This window comes from Nocardioides sp. WJ219 (assembly GCF_058559815.1).
Genome location: NZ_JBZUJV010000011.1, coordinates 159902 through 178065, shown reverse-complemented (window position 1 = coordinate 178065; position 18164 = coordinate 159902). Strand labels below are relative to the sequence as shown.

17 protein-coding genes are annotated in these 18164 nt (G+C 74.5%); 7 read left to right on the top strand and 10 right to left on the bottom strand.

All coding sequences use genetic code 11. The features are described 5' to 3' along the window. The first annotated feature begins 73 nt into the window (after nt 1-73). Nucleotides 74-1267 (top strand): MFS transporter, encoded by a 1194-nt coding sequence (locus AC4MBH_RS21510; RefSeq protein ID WP_491797453.1) that lies wholly within the window; start codon nt 74-76, stop codon nt 1265-1267. Nucleotides 1268-1379: 112 nt separating this feature from the next. Here the strand turns inward: AC4MBH_RS21510 and AC4MBH_RS21505 are convergent, their stop codons facing one another. Beyond that, nucleotides 1380-2330: a DNA-3-methyladenine glycosylase family protein gene (locus AC4MBH_RS21505; protein WP_491797452.1), complete on the bottom strand. Its 951-nt coding sequence runs from the start codon at nt 2328-2330 to the stop codon at nt 1380-1382. A 48-nt stretch (nt 2331-2378) separates the two neighbouring features. On the opposite strand from AC4MBH_RS21505, the gene AC4MBH_RS21500 reads away from it, so the two are divergent. The 3 genes from AC4MBH_RS21500 to AC4MBH_RS21490 are packed head-to-tail and all read left to right on the top strand — an operon-like array spanning nt 2379 to nt 5456. Then, nucleotides 2379-3152: an enoyl-CoA hydratase/isomerase family protein gene (locus AC4MBH_RS21500; RefSeq protein ID WP_491797451.1), complete on the top strand. Its 774-nt coding sequence runs from the start codon at nt 2379-2381 to the stop codon at nt 3150-3152. A gap of 29 nt (nt 3153-3181) precedes the next feature. Continuing rightward, nucleotides 3182-4705, top strand: coding sequence for an ATP-dependent DNA ligase (locus AC4MBH_RS21495; RefSeq protein WP_491797450.1), 1524 nt, complete (start codon nt 3182-3184; stop codon nt 4703-4705). A gap of 52 nt (nt 4706-4757) precedes the next feature. Beyond that, nucleotides 4758-5456, top strand: a complete 699-nt coding sequence (locus tag AC4MBH_RS21490) for a TetR/AcrR family transcriptional regulator (RefSeq protein ID WP_491797449.1) — start codon at nt 4758-4760, stop codon at nt 5454-5456. 115 nt (nt 5457-5571) lie between these two features. Here the strand turns inward: AC4MBH_RS21490 and AC4MBH_RS21485 are convergent, their stop codons facing one another. Next, nucleotides 5572-6861 (bottom strand): acetyl-CoA C-acetyltransferase, encoded by a 1290-nt coding sequence (locus AC4MBH_RS21485; protein WP_491797448.1) that lies wholly within the window; start codon nt 6859-6861, stop codon nt 5572-5574. A gap of 154 nt (nt 6862-7015) precedes the next feature. On the opposite strand from AC4MBH_RS21485, the gene AC4MBH_RS21480 reads away from it, so the two are divergent. Further along, entirely contained in the window at nt 7016-8365 is a 1350-nt protein-coding gene (locus AC4MBH_RS21480) for a 3-oxoacyl-ACP reductase (RefSeq protein ID WP_491797447.1), read from the top strand. A 4-nt stretch (nt 8366-8369) separates the two neighbouring features. Then, entirely contained in the window at nt 8370-9218 is an 849-nt protein-coding gene (locus AC4MBH_RS21475; protein ID WP_491797446.1) for a MaoC family dehydratase, read from the top strand. A 76-nt stretch (nt 9219-9294) separates the two neighbouring features. Here the strand turns inward: AC4MBH_RS21475 and AC4MBH_RS21470 are convergent, their stop codons facing one another. The 6 genes from AC4MBH_RS21470 to AC4MBH_RS21445 are packed head-to-tail and all read right to left on the bottom strand — an operon-like array spanning nt 9295 to nt 16259. Next, complete coding sequence (locus AC4MBH_RS21470; RefSeq protein ID WP_491797445.1) at nt 9295-10155, bottom strand: acyl-CoA thioesterase; 861 nt, start codon at nt 10153-10155, stop codon at nt 9295-9297. Further along, entirely contained in the window at nt 10152-11087 is a 936-nt protein-coding gene (locus AC4MBH_RS21465) for a proteasome assembly chaperone family protein (RefSeq protein ID WP_491797444.1), read from the bottom strand. The genes AC4MBH_RS21470 and AC4MBH_RS21465 overlap by 4 nt, the downstream gene beginning before the upstream one ends. A 30-nt stretch (nt 11088-11117) precedes the next feature. After that, nucleotides 11118-12548, bottom strand: a complete 1431-nt coding sequence (locus AC4MBH_RS21460; RefSeq protein WP_491797443.1) for a basic secretory protein-like protein — start codon at nt 12546-12548, stop codon at nt 11118-11120. Continuing rightward, nucleotides 12532-14436 (bottom strand): 1-deoxy-D-xylulose-5-phosphate synthase, encoded by a 1905-nt coding sequence (gene dxs, locus AC4MBH_RS21455; protein ID WP_491797442.1) that lies wholly within the window; start codon nt 14434-14436, stop codon nt 12532-12534. The genes AC4MBH_RS21460 and dxs overlap by 17 nt, the downstream gene beginning before the upstream one ends. A gap of 18 nt (nt 14437-14454) precedes the next feature. Then, a complete protein-coding gene (locus AC4MBH_RS21450; protein WP_491797441.1) occupies nt 14455-15396 on the bottom strand; it encodes an SMP-30/gluconolactonase/LRE family protein in 942 nt (313 codons plus the stop codon). Continuing rightward, nucleotides 15393-16259, bottom strand: coding sequence for an NUDIX domain-containing protein (locus AC4MBH_RS21445; RefSeq protein WP_491797440.1), 867 nt, complete (start codon nt 16257-16259; stop codon nt 15393-15395). Before AC4MBH_RS21445 ends, AC4MBH_RS21450 begins: the two co-directional genes overlap by 4 nt. Nucleotides 16260-16288: 29 nt before the next feature. Here AC4MBH_RS21445 and AC4MBH_RS21440 point away from each other — a divergent pair, with 29 nt between their 5' ends. After that, nucleotides 16289-17338 carry a glycosyl hydrolase family 18 protein gene (locus AC4MBH_RS21440; protein WP_491797439.1) on the top strand — a complete coding sequence of 350 codons (1050 nt, stop codon included), beginning with the start codon at nt 16289-16291 and terminating at the stop codon, nt 17336-17338. Between the two features lie 16 nt (nt 17339-17354). Here the strand turns inward: AC4MBH_RS21440 and AC4MBH_RS21435 are convergent, their stop codons facing one another. Then, the gene (locus AC4MBH_RS21435; protein ID WP_491797438.1) at nt 17355-17726 is read right to left on the bottom strand and encodes a hypothetical protein; all 372 of its coding nucleotides are present in this window, start codon (nt 17724-17726) and stop codon (nt 17355-17357) included. 28 nt (nt 17727-17754) lie between these two features. Beyond that, the gene (locus tag AC4MBH_RS21430; RefSeq protein WP_491797437.1) at nt 17755-18162 is read right to left on the bottom strand and encodes a YjbQ family protein; all 408 of its coding nucleotides are present in this window, start codon (nt 18160-18162) and stop codon (nt 17755-17757) included. Nucleotides 18163-18164: the final 2 nt, after the last annotated feature.

The following is an 18164-nucleotide window of genomic DNA, read 5'->3' as shown; positions in this document are numbered from 1 at the left end:
CGTTGAGATTGCTCACACCCCCGTGCCCTGAGACCGGACCGTCGTACGACGCCCGTCACGGTTCGATGGGGCCGTGACCGCCACGCTCGACCCGACGACGATCAGCCCCGCCCGGCGCTGGTCGATGCTGGGCGCGAGCACGCTGGCCCAGGCGGCCTCGGCGGTGACCGCGCACGGGCCGGCGTTCCTGATCCCCGCGCTGCGCGAGCAGGAGGGCCTGAGCCTGGCCGAGGCCGGCGTCGTGGCGGCCGCGCCGACGGTGGGGGTGATGCTCACCCTCGTCGCGTGGGGGCTGCTGACCGACCGGCGCGGCGAACGTCTGGCTCTGCTGGCCGGCCTGCTGCTCACCGCCGTCGGCGGGCTGGCGGCGGTGGCGGCCGACGGGATGCTGCTCCTGACCGGGGCGCTGTTCCTGTCCGGCGCGGCGGCCGCGAGCGCCAACGCCGCGTCGGGACGCGTGGTCGTCGGCTGGTTCCCGCCGCGCCGCCGCGGCCTGGCCATGGGTGTGCGGCAGATGGCCCAACCGGTCGGAGTCGGCGTCGCGGCGGTCTCGATGGCCGTGGTCGCCGACGCGCACGGCGTGAGCGCCGCGCTGCTGGTGCCGACGATCGCGTCGGTGGTGGCGCTGGTCGTCGTCGCCCTGGTCGTCGTCGACCCGCCGCGACCGGCGGCCGCCGCGGGCGGTGCACCCAACCCCTACCGCGCCGACGGTTTCCTCGCCCGCGTGCACGGCGTCTCGGTGCTGCTGGTCGTGCCGCAGTTCGTGGTGTGGACGTTCAGCCTGGTCTGGCTGGTCGAGGACCGCGGTTGGTCGCCGGCCGCGGCCGGCACCCTCGTCGCCGTGGCCCAGGTCGTCGCCGCCCTCGGCCGGATCGCCGCCGGCCAGCTCTCCGACCTCGTCGGGTCGCGGATGCGGCCGCTGCGCTGGGTCGCGGTCGCGGCGTCGGCCACGATGGGGTTGCTCGGCCTGGCCGCGGGGCTCGACGCCTCGGTGGCCGTGCCGCTGGTCGTGATCGCCACGGTGCTCACCGTCGCCGACAACGGGCTCGCGTTCACCGCCGTCGCCGAGCGCTCCGGGCCCTTCTGGTCGGGCCGCGCCCTCGGCGTGCAGAACACCGCCCAGTTCCTCACCGCCGCCCTGGTCCCCCCGCTCGGCGGCCTGCTCGTCACCGAGGTCGGGTACGCCGCCACGTTCGCCCTCGCCGCCCTCCTCCCCCTCGCCGCCGTCGCGCTGGTCCCCGTCCGCGCCGAGCACGCCCTGTCCTGATCGACCCTGCGGTGGTCTCGAGACGGCCGTGGCCGGCCTCCTCGACCAGCGTCGGTCGCCGTGGGCGTGGACGCTGCGGGGGTCTCGACTCGACCACCGTCGGCGCTGCGGGTCAGCGGCGGCGGGTGACGGTGGCGGGGAGGTGGGTGCGGGGGGACATCCGGGCGCCGTGGCGGGGGCGACGGAGGCCGGCGAGGTAGACCAGCAGCGGGACCCGGCCGCGCTGCGGCCGCCAGGGCTCGAGGAACTCCTCGAGCTCGTCGTCGTCGAACGGCGTGCCGGTGAGTGCCCAGCCGACGTCCTTGGCGACGTGGTAGTCGCCGAAGGACACCGCGTCGGGGTCGCCGAAGGTGCGCTGGCGGACCTCGGCGCAGGTCCAGCGACCGATGCCGGGCAGGCTGCAGAGCCGGCGCTCGGCCTCCTCGGGCGTCACCCCCACCGCCCGCTCGAGCGACTCGGCCACCCGGGCGGCGGTCACCAGGGCGCGCGACCGGGCGGGGTCGACGTGCATCCGCAGCCACTCCCACGAAGGGACCGTGCGGAGGGTGGCGGCGTCGGGCTGCACCCACAGCCGGCGGTCGGCGCCGGGGCCCGGGGCCCGCTCGCCGAAGCGGTGCACCAGCATCCGGAACCCGGCGAACGCCTCCTGCCCGGTCACCTTCTGCTCGATGATCGCCGGCACCAGCGCCTCCATCAGCAGGCCGGTGCGGCCGAGACGCACGTGCGGGTGGTGGCGGCGGGCCTCGACCAGCACCGGGTGGCGCGGCTCGAACCCGTCCCAGCTGTCGAGGGCGCCGAGCATGGCCGGCAGCGACTCGAGCGCCCACGCCGCGCCGCTCCCCCAGGCCTCGCCGTGCACCTCGCCGTCGGCGGGCCGCGCCGTGATCGCCAGGGTGGCCGGGCCCTCGGGGGTGCGGATGCCGCGCCAGGTGCGGCCGTCGTCGTCGACGCGGAACGTGGGGTCGCCGCCGCCGCGCTGGTGCAGGCGCAGCGGACGCAGGCTGCACGGCCAGTCGGGTCGCCAGACCCGCTGCCGACCCGCCGCGTGCGCCGTCGTACCCACCCGGACAGGGTAGGAGGCGGTGCCGACAACGGCCCTACGCTGCCCCGCATGACGCTGCTCACCACCGACGAGGCACGGGTCCGCACGCTCACCCTCGACCGGCCCGAGGCGCTCAACGCCTTCAACGAGGCGCTGTACGACGCCCTCGCCGACGCGCTGCTCGCGGCGCGCGAGGACCCCGAGGTGGCGGTGGTGCTGCTCACCGGCAGCGGGCGCGCCTTCTCGGCCGGGACCGACCTGCTCGAGATGCACCGGATCGCGACCGACCCGACGTTCGAGCGCGGCCGGCACGGGTTCCCGGGGCTCATCGACGCGCTCGAGGCGTTCGACAAGCCGCTGGTGGTCGCGGTCAACGGCGTGGGCCTCGGCATCGGGGCGACCGTGCTCGGGTTCGCCGACCTGGCGTTCATGTCCTCGACCGCCCGGTTGAAGTGCCCGTTCACCAGCCTGGGCGTCGCACCCGAGGCGGCGTCGTCCTACCTGCTCCCCCGGCTGGTCGGCCGGCAGGACGCCGCCTGGATGCTGCTCTCAGCCGAGTGGGTCTCGGCGGCCGAGGCGCTGGCGATGGGCCTGGTCTGGCGGGTGTGCGAGCCCGAGGACCTGCAGGCCGAGGCGCGGCGGCACGCCACGGTCCTGGCGTCGCGCCCAGTGGCGTCGCTGGTCGCGGTGAAGCGCGCCATGACCGCCCCGCTGCGCGCCGAGGTGGCGGCCGCGCGCGAGCGCGAGAACGCCGCCTTCGCCGAGCTGATGGGCGGTCCGGCCAACCTCGAGGCGCTCGCCGCGTTCGCCGAGGGCCGCGAGCCGGACTTCACCGGCCTGTGACGGGGGGTGGGTCCGTGTTGGATGCAGGCATGCTGCTCTCCGAGGTCGTGACGACGTCCGCCGCGGTGGCCGCCACCCGCTCGCGCAAGGAGAAGGTGGTCGCGATCGCCGACCTCCTCCGCCGCGCGTCCGGCGGTCCGGAGGTCGAGGTCGTGACGTCGTACGTCGCGGGGTCGCTGCGCCAACGGCGTACCGGGGTGGGCTGGCGCGGGCTCGGCGCGCTGCCCGAGCCGGCCGAGGCGCCGTCGCTGACCGTCGCCGAGGTCGACGCGGCGTTCGAGCAGATCGCGGCGCTGGCGGGCGCGGGGTCGCAGGCGGCGCGCACCGCGGCGGTGGCGGCGCTGTTCGGGCGGGCGACCGCAGAGGAGCAGCGGTGGCTGCGGGGGCTGGTCACCGGCGAGGTGCGCCAGGGCGCGCTCGACGCGCTGGTGCAGGAGGCCGTGGCCGTGGCGGCCGGCCTGCCGCTCGCCGCGGTGCGACGCGCCGCGATGTTGGCGGGGTCGACCGTGGCCGTCGTCCGCACCGCCTTCGAGGACGGCGAGGAGGCGCTGGCCGCGATCGGGCTCGAGGTGGGCCGGCCGGTGCTGCCGATGCTGGCGTCGTCGGCGCCCACCGTGGCCGAGGCGCTCGCCAAGGTCGGCGGCGAGGGTGCCGTCGACACCAAGCTCGACGGCATCCGGGTCCAGGTGCACCGGCGCACCGACCCCGACGAGGTCCTGGTGGTCACCCGCAGCCTCGACGACATCACCGCCCGGCTGCCCGAGGTCGTCGAGGTGGCACGGTCGCTGCCGGCGGCGTCGTACGTGCTCGACGGCGAGGTGCTCGCCCTCGACGAGGCCGGGCGCCCCCGACCGTTCCAGGAGACCGCCTCGCGCACCGCGATGGACGCCGGTGTCCGGGTCACGCCGTTCTTCTTCGACGTGCTGCACCTCGACGGCCGCGACCTGCTCGACCGGCCCGGTCACGAGCGCGCGGCCGCGCTGGAGGGCCTGGTGCCGCCGGAGCTCCGCGTGCCGCGCCTGGTGACCTCCGACCCCGCCGCGGCCGAGTCGTTCGCCGCCGACGTGCTGGCCGCGGGCCACGAGGGCGTCGTCGTCAAGGACCTCACCGCGCCGTACGCCGCCGGCCGCCGCGGCGCCGCGTGGGTCAAGGTCAAGCCGGTGCACACCCTCGACCTGGTCGTCCTCGCCGTCGAGTGGGGCTCGGGCCGGCGCAAGGGCTGGCTGTCCAACATCCACCTCGGCGCCCGCGACCCCGACCGGCCCGGCGAGCTCGTGATGCTCGGCAAGACGTTCAAGGGGATGACCGACGAGATGCTCGCCTGGCAGACCGAGCGCTTCCTCGCCCTGGCCGAGGGACCCACCGACGGCTGGGTCGTCCGGGTGCGGCCCGAGCAGGTCGTCGAGATCGCGATCGACGGCCTGCAGCGCTCGACCCGCTACCCGGGCGGGGTCGCCCTGCGGTTCGCCCGGGTGGTCCGCTACCGCGACGACAAGACGGCCGCCGAGGCCGACACGCTCGCCACGGTCAAGGAGGTGGGCCGGGTCGACTGAGAGGCGTCCACGGGCCTGCAACTCACGGTTGCAGGATGGTTACCATCGGCGGGTGACCACCGCCCCCGGCGTGCCCGAGACCGACGGCCGGCGCCGCGCTGCCGCCGTACGCCGGCGGGCGCGGGAGGCCGAGATCATCGCCGCGACGCGGGCCGAGTTCGACCGCCAGGGCGTCGGCGAGATGCGCATCGAGGACATCGCCACGGCCGTCGGCATCAACCGCGCGATCGTCTACCGGGTCTTCACGGGCAAGGAGGAGCTCTTCGCCCTCACCCTGGTCAGCTACCTCGACGAGCTGCGCGACGCGCTGGCCGAGGCCGCCGCGTCGACCACCGTGCCCGCCGACCGGCTCGCGGCGATCGTGAGCGCCTTCGTCGACTACGGCGTCGCGCACCCGGCGTTCGTCGACTGCGCCCAGGCGCTGATGCGCCGGCGCGGCGACGACCTGCTGGCGGAGATCGCCGAGAGCGCGCTCTACCGGCTCGGGCTGGCGATCTCGTCGTGCCTGACCATCCTCACCACCGCCCTCGAGGACGGCGTCGCCTCCGGCGACCTCACCCTGGCCAGCGACTCGGCGCTGATGGCCAACACGCTCTACGCCAGCGGCCTGGGCGCGCTCCAGCTGGCCCGGGTCGGGATCCTGGTCACCGAGACCTCCCCCGGCGTCCCGACGGTCGGCTCGATCTCGGCCGACCAGGTCCGCGACCAGCTGGTGGCCTCGGCCCTCGCCCTCGCCGGCGTCACGCGCTGAGGTTGCCGTTCCCGTGCGATCGCGCGGGAACGACAGATCCGGAGGCCCGAAATCTGTCGTTGCCGTTCGATCGCGCGGCAACGACAGTTTCGACACCGCCGTCGACGACCAGCCGTCAGGCGCGCTCGAGGATCGCGACGACGCCCTGGCCGCCGGCGGCGCAGACGGAGATGACGCCGCGGCCGGTGCCGCCCTCGGACATCGCGAGCAGCTTGGCCAGCACGTTGACGATCCGGCCGCCGGTGGCAGCGAACGGGTGGCCCGCGGCGAGCGAGGAGCCGTGCACGTTGAGCTTGCTGCGGTCGATCGAGCCGAGGGGCGCGTCGAGGCCGAGGCGCTCCTGGCAGAACACCGGGTCCTCCCACGCCTTGAGCGTCGAGAGCACCTGGGAGGCGAAGGCCTCGTGGATCTCGTAGTAGTCGAAGTCCTGGAGGGTCAGGCCCTCGCGCTGCAGCATCCGCGCCATCGCGTACGCCGGCGCCATCAGCAGGCCCTCGCCGCCGTGGACGTAGTCGACGGCCGCGGTCTCGTGGGCGGTCAGGTAGGCCAGCACCGGGAGCCCGTGCGCGGCGGCCCACTCCTCCGAGGCCAGCAGCACGACGGAGGCGCCGTCGGTCAGCGGCGTGGAGTTGCCGGCCGTCATGGTGGCCGCCTCGCCCTTGCCGAAGACCGGCTTGAGCCCGCCGAGCTTCTCCGCGGTCGAGTCGGCGCGCAGGTTGGTGTCGCGCTCGACGCCGCGGAACGGCGTGACCTGGTCGTCGAGGAACCCGGCGTCGTACGCCGCGGCGAGGTGCTGGTGGGAGGCGGCGGCGAGCTCGTCCTGCTCCTCGCGGCCGACCTGCCACTCCAGCGCGGTGAGGGCCGCGTGCTCGCCCATCGACAGGCGGGTGCGCGGCTCGCCGTTCTGCGGGATCTCCAGCCCGATGTCGCCGGGGCGGATGGCGCCGAGCGCCTTGACCCGGCTGGCGGTGTCGCGGGCGGCGTTGACCTTCATCAGCTTCTTGCGCAGCTTGTCGCTGATCGCGACGGGCGCGTCGGAGGTGGTGTCGGTGCCGCCGGCGATGCCGACCTCGATCTGCCCGAGCGCGATCTTGTTGGCCACCTGGATCGCGGCCTGCAGGCCGGTGCCGCAGGCCTGCTGGATGTCGGTGGCGGGGGTCTCGGGCGAGAGCCTGGAGCCGAGCACGGACTCTCGGGCGAGGTTGAAGTCGCGCGCGTGCTTGAGCACCGCGCCGGCGACGACCTCGCCGAGCCGCTCGCCCTCGAGGCCGAAGCGGGTCACCAGGCCGTCGATGGCGGCGGTGAGCATGTCCTGGTTGGACGCCTCGGCGTAGGCGCCGTTGGAGCGGGCGAACGGGATGCGGTTGCCGCCGATGACGGCGACCCGACGAGTCTTCTCGATCATGCAACCATACTGACGGGTAACCAGGTCCGGTCCAAGCCACTGAGGGCCAGGTCACGAAATGTGGACACAGAGTTACACCCACGATCCAATCGAGGGGCGGCACCCGGCACGCCGCCCTCCCGACCGAACCAGAAGAGCTGAGGCAGCGACCCGCATGAGCGACAAGTACCAGGGCTTCACCACCACTCCCGTCGGCAAGATCCTCGTCAAGAACCTCGGTCTGCCCAGCCCGACCCGGCTCGAGCGCTGGACCGAGGGCGCCCCGCTGGTCGACGGCACGGTGCTGGTCGGCGGCCGGGGCCGGCTCGCCGAGTCGGTGCCCGGCCTGCTCGACGTCCTCGGCATCGCCTCGACGACCGTCGCCCCGGAGGGCGGCCGGGTCAAGGGCCTGGTCTTCGACGCGACCGGCCTGACGTCGTCCGGCGACCTCGTCGCCCTGCGCGACTTCTTCACCCCGGTGCTGCGCAGCCTCGACGCGTGCGCGCGCGTGGTCGTCATCGGGACGCCGCCCGAGCAGGTCACGGGTTCCGAGCGCGTCGCGCAGCGCGCCCTGGAGGGGTTCACCCGCAGCCTCGGCAAGGAGATCGGCCGCGGCTCGACCGTGCAGCTGGTCTACGTCGCCGAGGGCGCCGAGGGCGCGGCCACCAGCACGCTCGGGTTCCTGCTGTCCCCCAAGTCGGCCTACGTCTCCGGCCAGGTCGTCCGCATCGGCGCGCACGACACGCCGTCGGGCCCGACCGCGACCGTCACCGACCAGGCCACGCCGCTGGCCGGCAAGATCGCCCTGGTCACCGGCGCCAGCCGCGGCATCGGCGAGCAGATCGCCCGGGTGCTGCACCGCGACGGCGCCACCGTCGTCGGCGTTGACGTGCCCCAGGCCGCCAGCGAGCTGCAGGGCCTGATGCGCGAGCTCGACGGCGACTGGCTGACCCTCGACATCACCGGCAAGGACGCGCCGCAGCGGATCGCCCACCACCTCGCGACCAAGCACGGCGGCGTCGACGTCGTCGTCCACAACGCCGGGATCACCCGCGACAAGAAGCTCGTCAACATGGACGAGTCGCGCTGGGACTCGGTGATCGCGGTCAACCTCACCGCCCCCGAGCTGATCACCCGCGAGCTGCTCGACCAGGGCGTGGTCAACGACCTCGGCTCGATCGTCGGCGTGGCCTCCATCGCCGGCATCGCCGGCAACGTCGGCCAGACCAACTACGCCGCCTCCAAGGCCGGCGTGATCGGCCTCGTCGACTCCCTCGCCGACGAGCTCGCCGAGCAGGGCCGGGGCATCACCGTCAACGCCGTCGCGCCCGGCTTCATCATCACCCAGATGACCGCCGCGGTGCCGTTCGCGACCCGCGAGGTCGGCCAGCGCCTCAACGCGATGGCCCAGGGCGGCCTGCCGGTCGACGTCGCCGAGACGATCGCCTGGTACGCCCACCCCGGGTCGAGCCAGGTCAACGGCAACGTCGTCCGCGTCTGCGGCCAGATGATGCTCGGGGCCTGACCCGGTGAGCGCCGTGCCCACGCTGCTGAAGGCGGCCCTGCCGTCGATCCCGGTCGTCAACCAGCTGCCCGGGGTGAAGAAGGCCCCGGTCTCCGGGTTCACCGGACTGACCCGCACCCGCCCGCCGGTCACCGTCGAGCGCGCGCACGTCGAGGCCTACGCCCGCGTGTGCGGGTTCCCGGTCAAGGACGTCGTCCCGCTGCCCTACCCGCACCTGCTGGTCTTCGACCTGCAGATGGCGATCATGAGCGACCCGGCCTTCCCCGCCCCCGCCATCGGCACCGTGCACCTGGAGAACTCGATCACCCAGCACCGTCCGGTCGCCGTCCGGGAGACCCTCGCGGTGACCGCCCGGGTCGGCGCGCCGGTGGCGCACGCCAAGGGCCGGGTCTACGAGTTCGTCACCGAGGTCCGCTCCGACGGTGAGCTGGTCTGGGAGGAGACCTCGGCCTACCTGCGGCGCGGTCGCGGCGAGGACGGTGCGTCGTACGGCGCGGTCTTCCCCGACGCCCGGCCCACCGGCGCCCAGTGGCGGCTGCCGGCCGACCTGGGCCGCACGTACGCCGCCGTCTCCGGCGACGCCAACCCGATCCACCTCTACCCGGTGACGGCCAAGGCCCTCGGCTTCCCGCGCCAGATCGCCCACGGCATGTGGACGATGGCCCGCTGCGTCGCGGCGCTGGAGAACCGGCTGCCCGACGCCGTCCGCGTCGACGTGGCGTTCAAGAAGCCGGTGCTGCTGCCCGGCACCGTCGCCCTCGGCGTCACCCCCGTCGACCAGGGCTTCGCCTTCGGCCTGACCAGCCCGGGCTCCGGCAAGCCCCACCTCGCGGGCCGCACCACCGCCCTCTGAGCCGCCCCTCCGCGATAGTCGTGGACCTTTCGCACGCGTGCAGAAGGTCCACGACTATCGCGCGGGGTGGGGTTGGTCAGCGGGTGCGGGGGCGGATGAGCCCCTCCTGCGCCACGGAGGCGACGAGGGTGCCGTCCTGCTGGAAGACCCGGCCGATGGACAGGCCGCGGGCGCCGGACGCCGAGGGCGACCACTGGTCGTAGAGCCACCACTCGTCGACCCGGAACGGCCGGTGGAACCAGATGGTGTGGTCGAGCGAGGCCATCTGCACCTGGGACGGGTCGGCGGGGTGGGCGGCGAGCGCGGCTCCGAGGAGCGAGACGTCGCTGGCGTAGGTGAAGGCGGCGAGGTGATCGAGGGGGTCGTCGCCCATCGCGCCCTTGATCCTGATCCACATCCGCGCCTGCGAGGGGTGGGCGGGGTCGGGCTCGAGGCCGTGCTGGGAGTTGCCGAGCCACCGGACGTCGAGGGCGGCCCACTCCTTGCCCAGGGCGTCGGCGTCGGCGTTGCCACCGTCGCGCATCAGGTCGACGAGGTCGAGGCCCTCCTCGGGCGGCTTGACCGCGGGGATGACGTCCTGGTGGTCGAACCCGTCCTCGGCGCGCTGGAAGCTGAGCGTCTGGTAGTAGATCGGCCGGCCGTGCTGGCGGGCCATCACCCGGCGGGTGGCGAACGACTTGCCGTCGCGGATGCGCTCGACGTCGTAGATGACCGGCACCTGGTAGTCGCCCGGCAGCAGGAAGTAGGAGTGCAGCGAGTGCACGTGGAACTCCCCGGGCACCGTGCGTGACCCCGCCACCAGCGCCTGCGCCGCCACCTGCCCGCCGTACACGCGCTGCCGGGTGGACGCCGGCTGCTTGCCGCGGAACAGGTCGACGTCGAGGTACTCCAGGTCGAGGAGGGAGATCAGCTCCCGGGCCGGGTCGGGCGCGGTCACTGGTCCTCCTGGTCGGTGGTGTCGTCGGGCTCGAGCCCGGCCAGGAACTGCTCGAACTGCTGGCCGATCTCCTCCCCCGTCGGGATCGGCTGGTCCTGGGCGAGCAGGCTCGAGCCGCTCTCCTCGGCCTGGGCGAACGCGTCGTACTGCCGCTCGAGCGAGGCGACGACGTCGCCGACCTCCTCGTTGGCGGCCAGGTACGTCGCGATCTCCTCCTCGCGCTCGTCGCCGGCGACCCGCAGGGCCGTCAGGTCGAGGGTGAGGCGGCCGGACCGCTCGACGTGCTCGAGCAGCATCACCGAGGCGCGCGGGTAGTCGAGCTGGGCCAGGTAGTGCGGGATGTGGGCGACGAAGCCGAGGGCGTCACGGCCCCACTCGCCGAGCCGGATCTCCAGCAGCGCCTGGGCGCTGCTCGGCACCCGCAGCTCGCCCTGCCACGGGTTGGCGGCGCGGATCAGGCCGGGGTCGTTGGCGTGGTGGGTGACCGCGATCGGGCGCGTGTGCGGCACCGCCATCGGCACCGACCCCATGCTCACGACCAGCGTCACGCCCAGCCGCTCGACCACCTCGCCGACGGCGCGGCAGAACGCCTCCCACCGGTTGTCCGGCTCGGGCCCCTGCAGCAGGAGGTACGGCGTGTCGCCGGCGTCGCGCAGCAGCCGCACCACCAGGCGGGGGGCGTCGTAGGAGGCGTAGTGGTCGCGCACGAACGACACCGGGGGACGCCGCGCCCGGTAGTCGTGGAACTGGTCGACGTCGAACGTCGCGACGACCGATCCGCCGTCGCCGAGCGACGTCAGGTGCTTGGCCGCCAGGGCCGCGGAGCTGCCGGCGTCGAGGAACCCGTCGAGCGCCACCACGAGGGTGAGCGAGTCGAGCCCGTCGAGAGCAGGCACATCGTCGAGGATGTGGACCAAGCGTTCAGAGCTCACCCGTCCAGACTAGTGACCGGCTGCGGCCGCCTAGCTCGGGGTGGTCGGTGAGGTGGTCGGCGGGCTGGAGGGACCGGACGGCCCGGCCGGCCCGGTCGGCGGCGGCGTCGGCGGCGGCTCGACCGGCTTCGGCGCGTAGGTCTCGGCCATCAGCTCGGCGGCCCGGCGCGCGACCTGGTCGAGCGAGAGGTCGAGCAGCTCGCGGACGACGTCGCGCGGCTCGTCGCCGACCGAGACCTCGAACGCCTCGAGCACCATCCACGGGGCGTCGTCGCCGTAGGTCTGCGCGAGCCACTCGCACACCCACCACGCCAGCGCGTAGTGGACCGCGGCGTCGTCGTCGTTGAACGACTCGTCGGTCGGCATCGTGGTGAGCCGGCCGCTCGCCGCGGCGCGGACCGCCTCGTCGGGTACGTCGCGCCGGCTCGGCGCCAGCGCCTGCACCGAGACCCACTCCGCGATGCCCTCGCTCAACCAGACCGGGGCGGCGTCGTCGTGCTCGGCGACCGCGAGGTGGACCAGCTCGTGGCGGACGAGCCGGTCGAGGTCGGCGTCGACCCGGCGCGCTCCCGCCACCGGCAGCATCTCGGGGCTCAGCGCGAAGCGGGTCGAGGCGATGGTGGTGTCGTCGGTGCCGGTGGGCACCGTGAACGCCACGCCGTCGAGGGCCTGCGGGTCGCCGCCGGGCAGGTCCTCGAAGCTGTCGAGGAACCGCGGGTCGGACAGGGCGTAGACCACGGCCTGCGAGCCCCACTCGGTGTAGGGCACCCGGGCCGAGACGTCGGCGATGCCCCGCTCGACCGAGGCGACGATGCCGGCGGCCTCGCGCCGGCTGGCGGTGTCGAAGACCCCCAGGACGCCGGCCCCCTCCCGGACCTGGATCGGCTCGGTGTCCCAGGGCTGCTGCAGGCCGAGGTTGTCGGCCTCCCAGGCGCGGTCGGTGGTCGAGCTGATCCGGAACCCGCCCCGGGCCGGGACGAAGCGGAACCGGTCGATGGTGCGCACCGGCTGCACGTCGTACGGCGTCAGCTGCACGAGCACCTCGACCACGCCCCAGTAGGCCCGGTCGGTGCGCACCAGGCTCGCGGGGAGCAGCCGGTGGGAGAAGGTCGCGAGCGGGAGCTGCGCCAGGTTGGCGAAGTAGCCGCTCTCCGTCGTGCGCAGCGCGGGGTCGGCGGTCAGGCTGCCGAGGAAGCCGTCGCGGTCGCGGGTCAGCACCGCGGCGGCGCGGTCGTCGAGCAGCGCCTGCAGGTCGGCGGCGAGGTCGGTGGAGACCTTCGGCAGCTCCGACGCCGGCGCCGGCCCGGCGTCGGGCGTGCCGGCGGCCGACGGGGCGGGCGGGGTGGCGCTCGCCGCGGGTGGCGGCGCCGACGACGAGCCGCCGGAGCAACCCGTCAGGACGAGGCAGCCCGCGAGGGTCGAGGCGAGCGCGCTGCGTGCCGCCCTAGGGCGCGTCGACACGGTCGACCAGCACTCCCCCGTCGGCGAGGGCGGTGACGTCCTCGACGATGCCGAGAGCCAGGGCCTGCGGGGTGAGGCCGATGCGCTCGAGGATCCGGTCGCGCTTGGCGTGGTCGAGGAACTGCTGCGGGATGCCGTGCAGGCGGAACGGCGTGGTGACGCCGGCGGCGTTGAGGGTCTGGAGCAGCACCGAGCCGCAGCCGCCCACGACGCCGTTGTCCTCGACGCTCACGACGAGCTGGTGCTGGCGGGCGAGCTCGACGATGGCCCGGTCGACGGGCTTGACCCAGCGCGGGTCGACCACCGTGACGCCGATGCCCTGCTGGACCAACCGGTCGGCCACGTCGACGCACACCGCGGCCATCGACCCGACCCCGACGACCAGCACGTCGAAGGACCCCTGGCGCACCAGCACGTCGGCGCCGCCGGCCTTGCCGATCGCGGGGATGTCGTCGGGCGGGGAGCCCTTGGGGAGGCGCAGCACGGTCGGCGCGTCGTCGACCTCGACGGCCTCGCGCAGCAGCTCGCGCACCCGGGCGCCGTCGCGCGGCGCGGCGATCCGCAGGCCGGGCACCACCTGGAAGATCGACATGTCCCACATGCCGTTGTGGCTGGCGCCGTCGTCACCGGTGACGCCGGCGCGGTCGATCACGAAGGTGACCCCGCAGCGGTGCAGGGCGACGTCCATCAGCACCTGGTCGAAGGCCCGGTTGAGGAAGGTCGCGTAGATGGCGACGACCGGGTGCATCCCGCCCATGGCCAGGCCCGCGGCGGAGGTGGCGGCGTGCTGCTCGGCGATGCCGACGTCGAACGTGCGGTCGGGGTAGTGCGCCTGGAACTTGTCGAGGCCCACCGGGTGCATCATCGCGGCGGTCATGGCGACGATGTCGGGGCGCTCGGCGCCGAGGGCGACGATCTCCTCCGAGAACGCATCGGTCCAGATCCGGCCCTTGGCCGCGCTCTCGCCCGACTCGACGTCGAAGGGCCCGATCTGGTGGAACTGGTCCTTCTCGTGCCGCTCGGCGGCGTCGTAGCCGAAGCCCTTGCGGGTGATGGCGTGCACGATGACCGGGCCGTCGAAGCGCTTGGCCTGGACGAGCGCCTGCTCCATCGCGGTGCGGTCGTGGCCGTCGATCGGGCCGACGTACTTCAGGCCGAGGTCCTCGAACAGGCCCTGCGGCGCGATGGCGTCCTTGACGCCCTTCTTCATCGCGTGCAGGGCGTCGTAGGCCGCGGGGCCGACGCCCTTGACGGAGTTGAGGCGCTTCTTGACCAGGTCGAGGACCTGCTCGTAGCGGGGGTTGGTGCGCAGCGTCGTGAGCGCCGTCGCGAGGCCACCGATCGTCGGCATGTAGGAGCGGCCGTTGTCGTTGACCACGATGACCAGCCGGCTGTCCTGGGCGACCGCGATGTTGTTGAGCGCCTCCCAGGCCATCCCGCCGGTCAGCGCGCCGTCACCGATGACGGCGACGACGTGCCGCTCCTCGCCGCGGATCTGGTAGGCCTTGGCGAGCCCGTCGGCGTAGCTCAGCGCGGTGGAGGCGTGGGAGTTCTCCACGATGTCGTGGGGCGACTCGGCCCGGCTGGGGTAGCCCGAGAGCCCGCCCTCGGTGCGCAGCCGGCTGAAGTCGGCGGCGCGACCGGTGAGCATCTTGTGCACGTAGGCCTGGTGACCGGTGTCGAAGACGACGCGGTCGTGCGGCGAGTCGAAGACCCGGTGGATCGCCATGGTCAGCTCGACGACGCCGAGGTTGGGGCCCAGGTGGCCGCCGCCACGGGCGCAGCTGCTGACCAGGAGGTCGCGGATCTCGGTCGCGAGGACGGCGAGCTGGTCGTCGTCGAGCTCGCGGAGGTCGCGTGGACCGGTGATCGACTCGAGCAGGGACATGTGCCCGAGGCTACCTTTTCAGAGGTCGACGACGGCGATCGCAGCCTCGTGCAGGCTGCCCATCCACACCCGGCCCTCGTGCTCCCGCACCCCGGTGACCATGTGGTACGGCGTCACCTGCTGGTCCGGGTCGACCTCCACGTCGTGCACCAGCCGGCCCTCGTCGTCGTAGGCCTGGACGCGCACGGTCTTCTTCGGCTTGGGCTGCAGGCGCTCCGGCAGCCGGGTGGCGAGCCGGCGCAGCCCGAGGGGCCCGGTCTGCAGCCGTTCCACCACGGGGTCGCGCGGGCTGGCGATGGTGACCCAGATCAGGCCGTCGCTACCGCGGGCGATGTTGTCGGGGTAGCCGGGCAGGTCGGAGCAGAGCAGGTCGCGCATGCCCTTGCGGTTGCCGGCCAGCCACCGGCGCACGACGGTGCGGGCGCCGGTCTCGGCGACGCACACGTAGTCCTCCGCGGCCGACAGCGCCACGCCGTTGGCGAAGGCCAGGCCGTCGAGGACGACGGTGACCGTGCCGTCGATGTCGAGCCGGCACAGCCGCCCGGTCCGGGTGTTCTGGACGAAGTCGGCCTTCCAGTCCTCGATGCCGAACTTGGTGGAGGAGTCGGAGAACCAGACGGTGCCGTCGGAGGCGATGGCGGCGTTGTTGCAGAACTTCATCGGGGTGCCGGCGATCTCGCCGGTCACGGCCTCCACCGCGCCGCTGCGGGTGTCGACGCGCAGCAGCCCGCGGCGCGCGTCGCAGACCAGCAGCCGGCCGTCGAGGTCGATCTCGAGCCCGAGGGGCCGGCCCTGGGTCCGGGCGACCCGGTCGACCGTGGCCCCGTCGTGGCTGACCCGGAAGATCGAGCCGTCCTCGGTGCCGGTGAACACGGCGCCCTCGTCGGCCCCCGACGTGCCGACGACGACGTCCTCGGCGCCGGGTCCGGGGACGGGGTGGACGGCGAGCGTGCGGGTCATCGGAACAGCCTTCGGTAGTGGTCGGAGACGAGGAGCTCGGGCAGGACGAGCGCGGCCGCGCGGGCGAGGGGGCGGTCGAGGGCGACCGCCGGGTCGACAAAGACCATCTGTCTCCCCTCGTGGCACTCGACCTGGTCGTCGGTGAGGTCCGTGCGGGCGGCCCACACCTCGAAGTCGGCGGCGGGTCCCTCGGCCGACGCCGTGATCTCGTAGGCGCCCACCCGCCGCAGGTCGTCGGGGTCGAGCCGCACGCCGGTCTCCTCGGCCAGCTCGCGGCGGGCGGCGTCGGCGTAGGACTCCCCCGGCTCGAGGCCGCCGCCGGGCAGCGTCCACGTCTCGGGGGCGACGGGGGCGTGCTCGTCGCGCTCCTGGAGCAGGACCCGTCCACGGCCGTCGACGAGGGCGACGCAGGCGTAGCGCGTGCGACCGTGGGCCGCCCACCTCAGCTCGCGGTGGAGCGCGCTGCCGACCAGCGGGGGCAGGACCTGCGCCGCGGAGCGGCCGAGCGGCAGGTCAGGAAGGGTGGCCGGGTCGACGAGGACGATGCGGCGGCCCTCGTGGCACTCGACGTCGTCGTCGGTGAGGTCGACGCCGGCGACGTAGACGTGGACGGGGTCGGTCGTGCCGTAGGCCTCGTGGAAGACGTCGAGGGTGGTGTGGTGGCGCAGGGTGCCGCGCGGCAGGTCGAGCTCGGTCTCCTCCAGCAGCTCGCGGTAGGCGGCGTCCTCGACGTCCTCACCGTCCTCGACGTGGCCGCCGCACAGGCCCCAGGCCTCGGGGTCGATCGGCGCGTGCTCGTCGCGCTCCTGCAGCAGCAACCACCCGCGGCGGTCGACGAGGACCACGCAGGCGAAGGACGGCACGACGCCACCGTAGTGGCACGCTGTGCGGCATGACGCGCTCGAGGCCGGCCCTCGCCCCGGCCCTCGCCCTCATCCTGGCGACCACGCTCCTGGGCGTCCCGGGCCCGGCGAGCGGTGCGCCCGTCGCCTCAGCGACCGCGGTGGCCGAGCCGGCCCGGCCCCGCCTGCCCGTCACCGGGTGGGCGCTCGGCAGCCTGCCGCACCGGGTGCTGCGCCGCGACGCGCACGCCCTGAGCACGGTCAGCGTCGCGGCCGCCGCCCTCACCCCCGACGGCCGCGGGGTCGTCGCCCCGACGCGCGACGTCGTCGGCGTGGGCCGGGCCGCGCGGCGCGAGGGGCTCGCGACCGAGCTGCTGGTGAGCAACTACAGCAACGGGCTCGGCGGCTTCGACCCGCGCCGCGCGCACCGGCTGCTGTCCAGCCGCGCCGCGATCGAGCGGGTGGCCGACCGGCTGGCCGTGCTGGCCCGCCGCGGCGGGTGGGACGGCATCAACGTCGACCTCGAGCTGGTCCGGCGCGGCGACGCCGGGGGCCTGGTCGCCCTGTGCGCGGCCCTCCAGGCGGCCCTGCCCGCCGCCTCGACGGTCACCATCGACATCAGCGGGTCGACCTCGCTCCGCGCCTACCGTGCCCGCGGCTACGCCCTGGGCCGGCTCGGCCGGGTGGTCGACCGCATCGAGCTGATGACCTACGACCAGCACGGCCCGACGTGGTCGGGACCCGGCCCGGTCGGTGCCCTGGGTTGGCAGCGCCGGGCGGTGCGGACCGCGCTGCGGGTCGTGCCCGCCGAGCGCGTCGACCTCGGTGTCGCCGGCTACGGCTACACCTGGCCGGCCGCCGGGACCGGTCGCACGGGACGCACCGTCACCCCGGCGGCGGCGCGGCGCCTGAGCCGCGAGGCCGGCGTCCGGCCGGTGTGGCACCCGCGCTCGGGCGAGTGGTCGGCGCGACTGCCCGGCGGCACGATGATGTGGTGGTCGGACGGGCGGTCGTTCCGCCAGCGCGTGCTCCTGGCCCGCCGGCTCGGGGTGCACGGCCTGGCGCTCTGGCGGCTGGGCTCGGCCGACCCGCTCCCGTGACACCGGCCACGGAGCGTCACAGCCGCGCCCGGTAGCGGGTGCCGCGCAGGGCGTCCTCGACCAGCCCGACCTCCCGCCGCAGCGCCAGCAACCGGGCGTCCTCGGCGAGCCAGGTGTCGACGGCGTCGTCGACGACGTCGGGTGGCACCAGGTCGCGCAGCTCGCCGCGCGCCTCGCTCAGCCCGCGCCGGCACGCCGCCTGCATCGACTCCACGTGCAGCACCGCGAACCTGGCCAGGAGGACGACGTGGCGGCGCAGCGTGGGGTAGGACCGGAACTCCGGCGGGCTGACGTCGAGCAGCCACGCCTCGGCCGTGGCCTCCCACCGGGGCGCGTCGGGCGGACGGACGGCGGCGGGCCAGCCTGGCGGGACGACGAGGTGCGACATGCCCGCATCGTATCGAACAGGTGTTCGATCACGCCAGGAGGCTGAACCGCACCTCGCGGGCGTCGTTGTCGACGTTGAGGTCGACCAGGCAGATGCTCTGCCAGGTGCCGAGCGCGAGCCGGCCGCCGAGCACCGGGACGGTCGCGTGCGGCGGCACGATCGCCGGCATCACGTGGGAGCGGCCGTGGCCGGGACTCCCGTGCCGGTGGCGCCAGCGGTCGTCGGCCGGCAGCAGGTCGCCGAGCGCGGCGAGCAGGTCGTCGTCGGAGCCGGCGCCGGTCTCGATCACCGCGATGCCGCAGGTGGCGTGGGGCACGAACACCTGCAGGAGCCCGTCGACCGGGCCGTCGGCCGAGGCGAACGCGGCGGCGTCGGCGGTGAGGTCGAGCACGACCTCGCGGTCGCCGGTCCGGTAGGAACGGGTCTCGGTGCGCACCG

Coding starts and splice junctions, on each gene's coding strand:
- AC4MBH_RS21500 (WP_491797451.1), top strand. CDS start 2,379: ATGACGCTGCTCACCACCGACGAGGCACGGGTCCGCACGCTCACCCTC.
- AC4MBH_RS21495 (WP_491797450.1), top strand. CDS start 3,182: ATGCTGCTCTCCGAGGTCGTGACGACGTCCGCCGCGGTGGCCGCCACC.
- AC4MBH_RS21485 (WP_491797448.1), bottom strand. CDS start 6,861: ATGATCGAGAAGACTCGTCGGGTCGCCGTCATCGGCGGCAACCGCATC.
- AC4MBH_RS21480 (WP_491797447.1), top strand. CDS start 7,016: ATGAGCGACAAGTACCAGGGCTTCACCACCACTCCCGTCGGCAAGATC.
- dxs (WP_491797442.1), bottom strand. CDS start 14,436: ATGTCCCTGCTCGAGTCGATCACCGGTCCACGCGACCTCCGCGAGCTC.
- AC4MBH_RS21450 (WP_491797441.1), bottom strand. CDS start 15,396: ATGACCCGCACGCTCGCCGTCCACCCCGTCCCCGGACCCGGCGCCGAG.
- AC4MBH_RS21440 (WP_491797439.1), top strand. CDS start 16,289: ATGACGCGCTCGAGGCCGGCCCTCGCCCCGGCCCTCGCCCTCATCCTG.
- AC4MBH_RS21435 (WP_491797438.1), bottom strand. CDS start 17,726: ATGTCGCACCTCGTCGTCCCGCCAGGCTGGCCCGCCGCCGTCCGTCCG.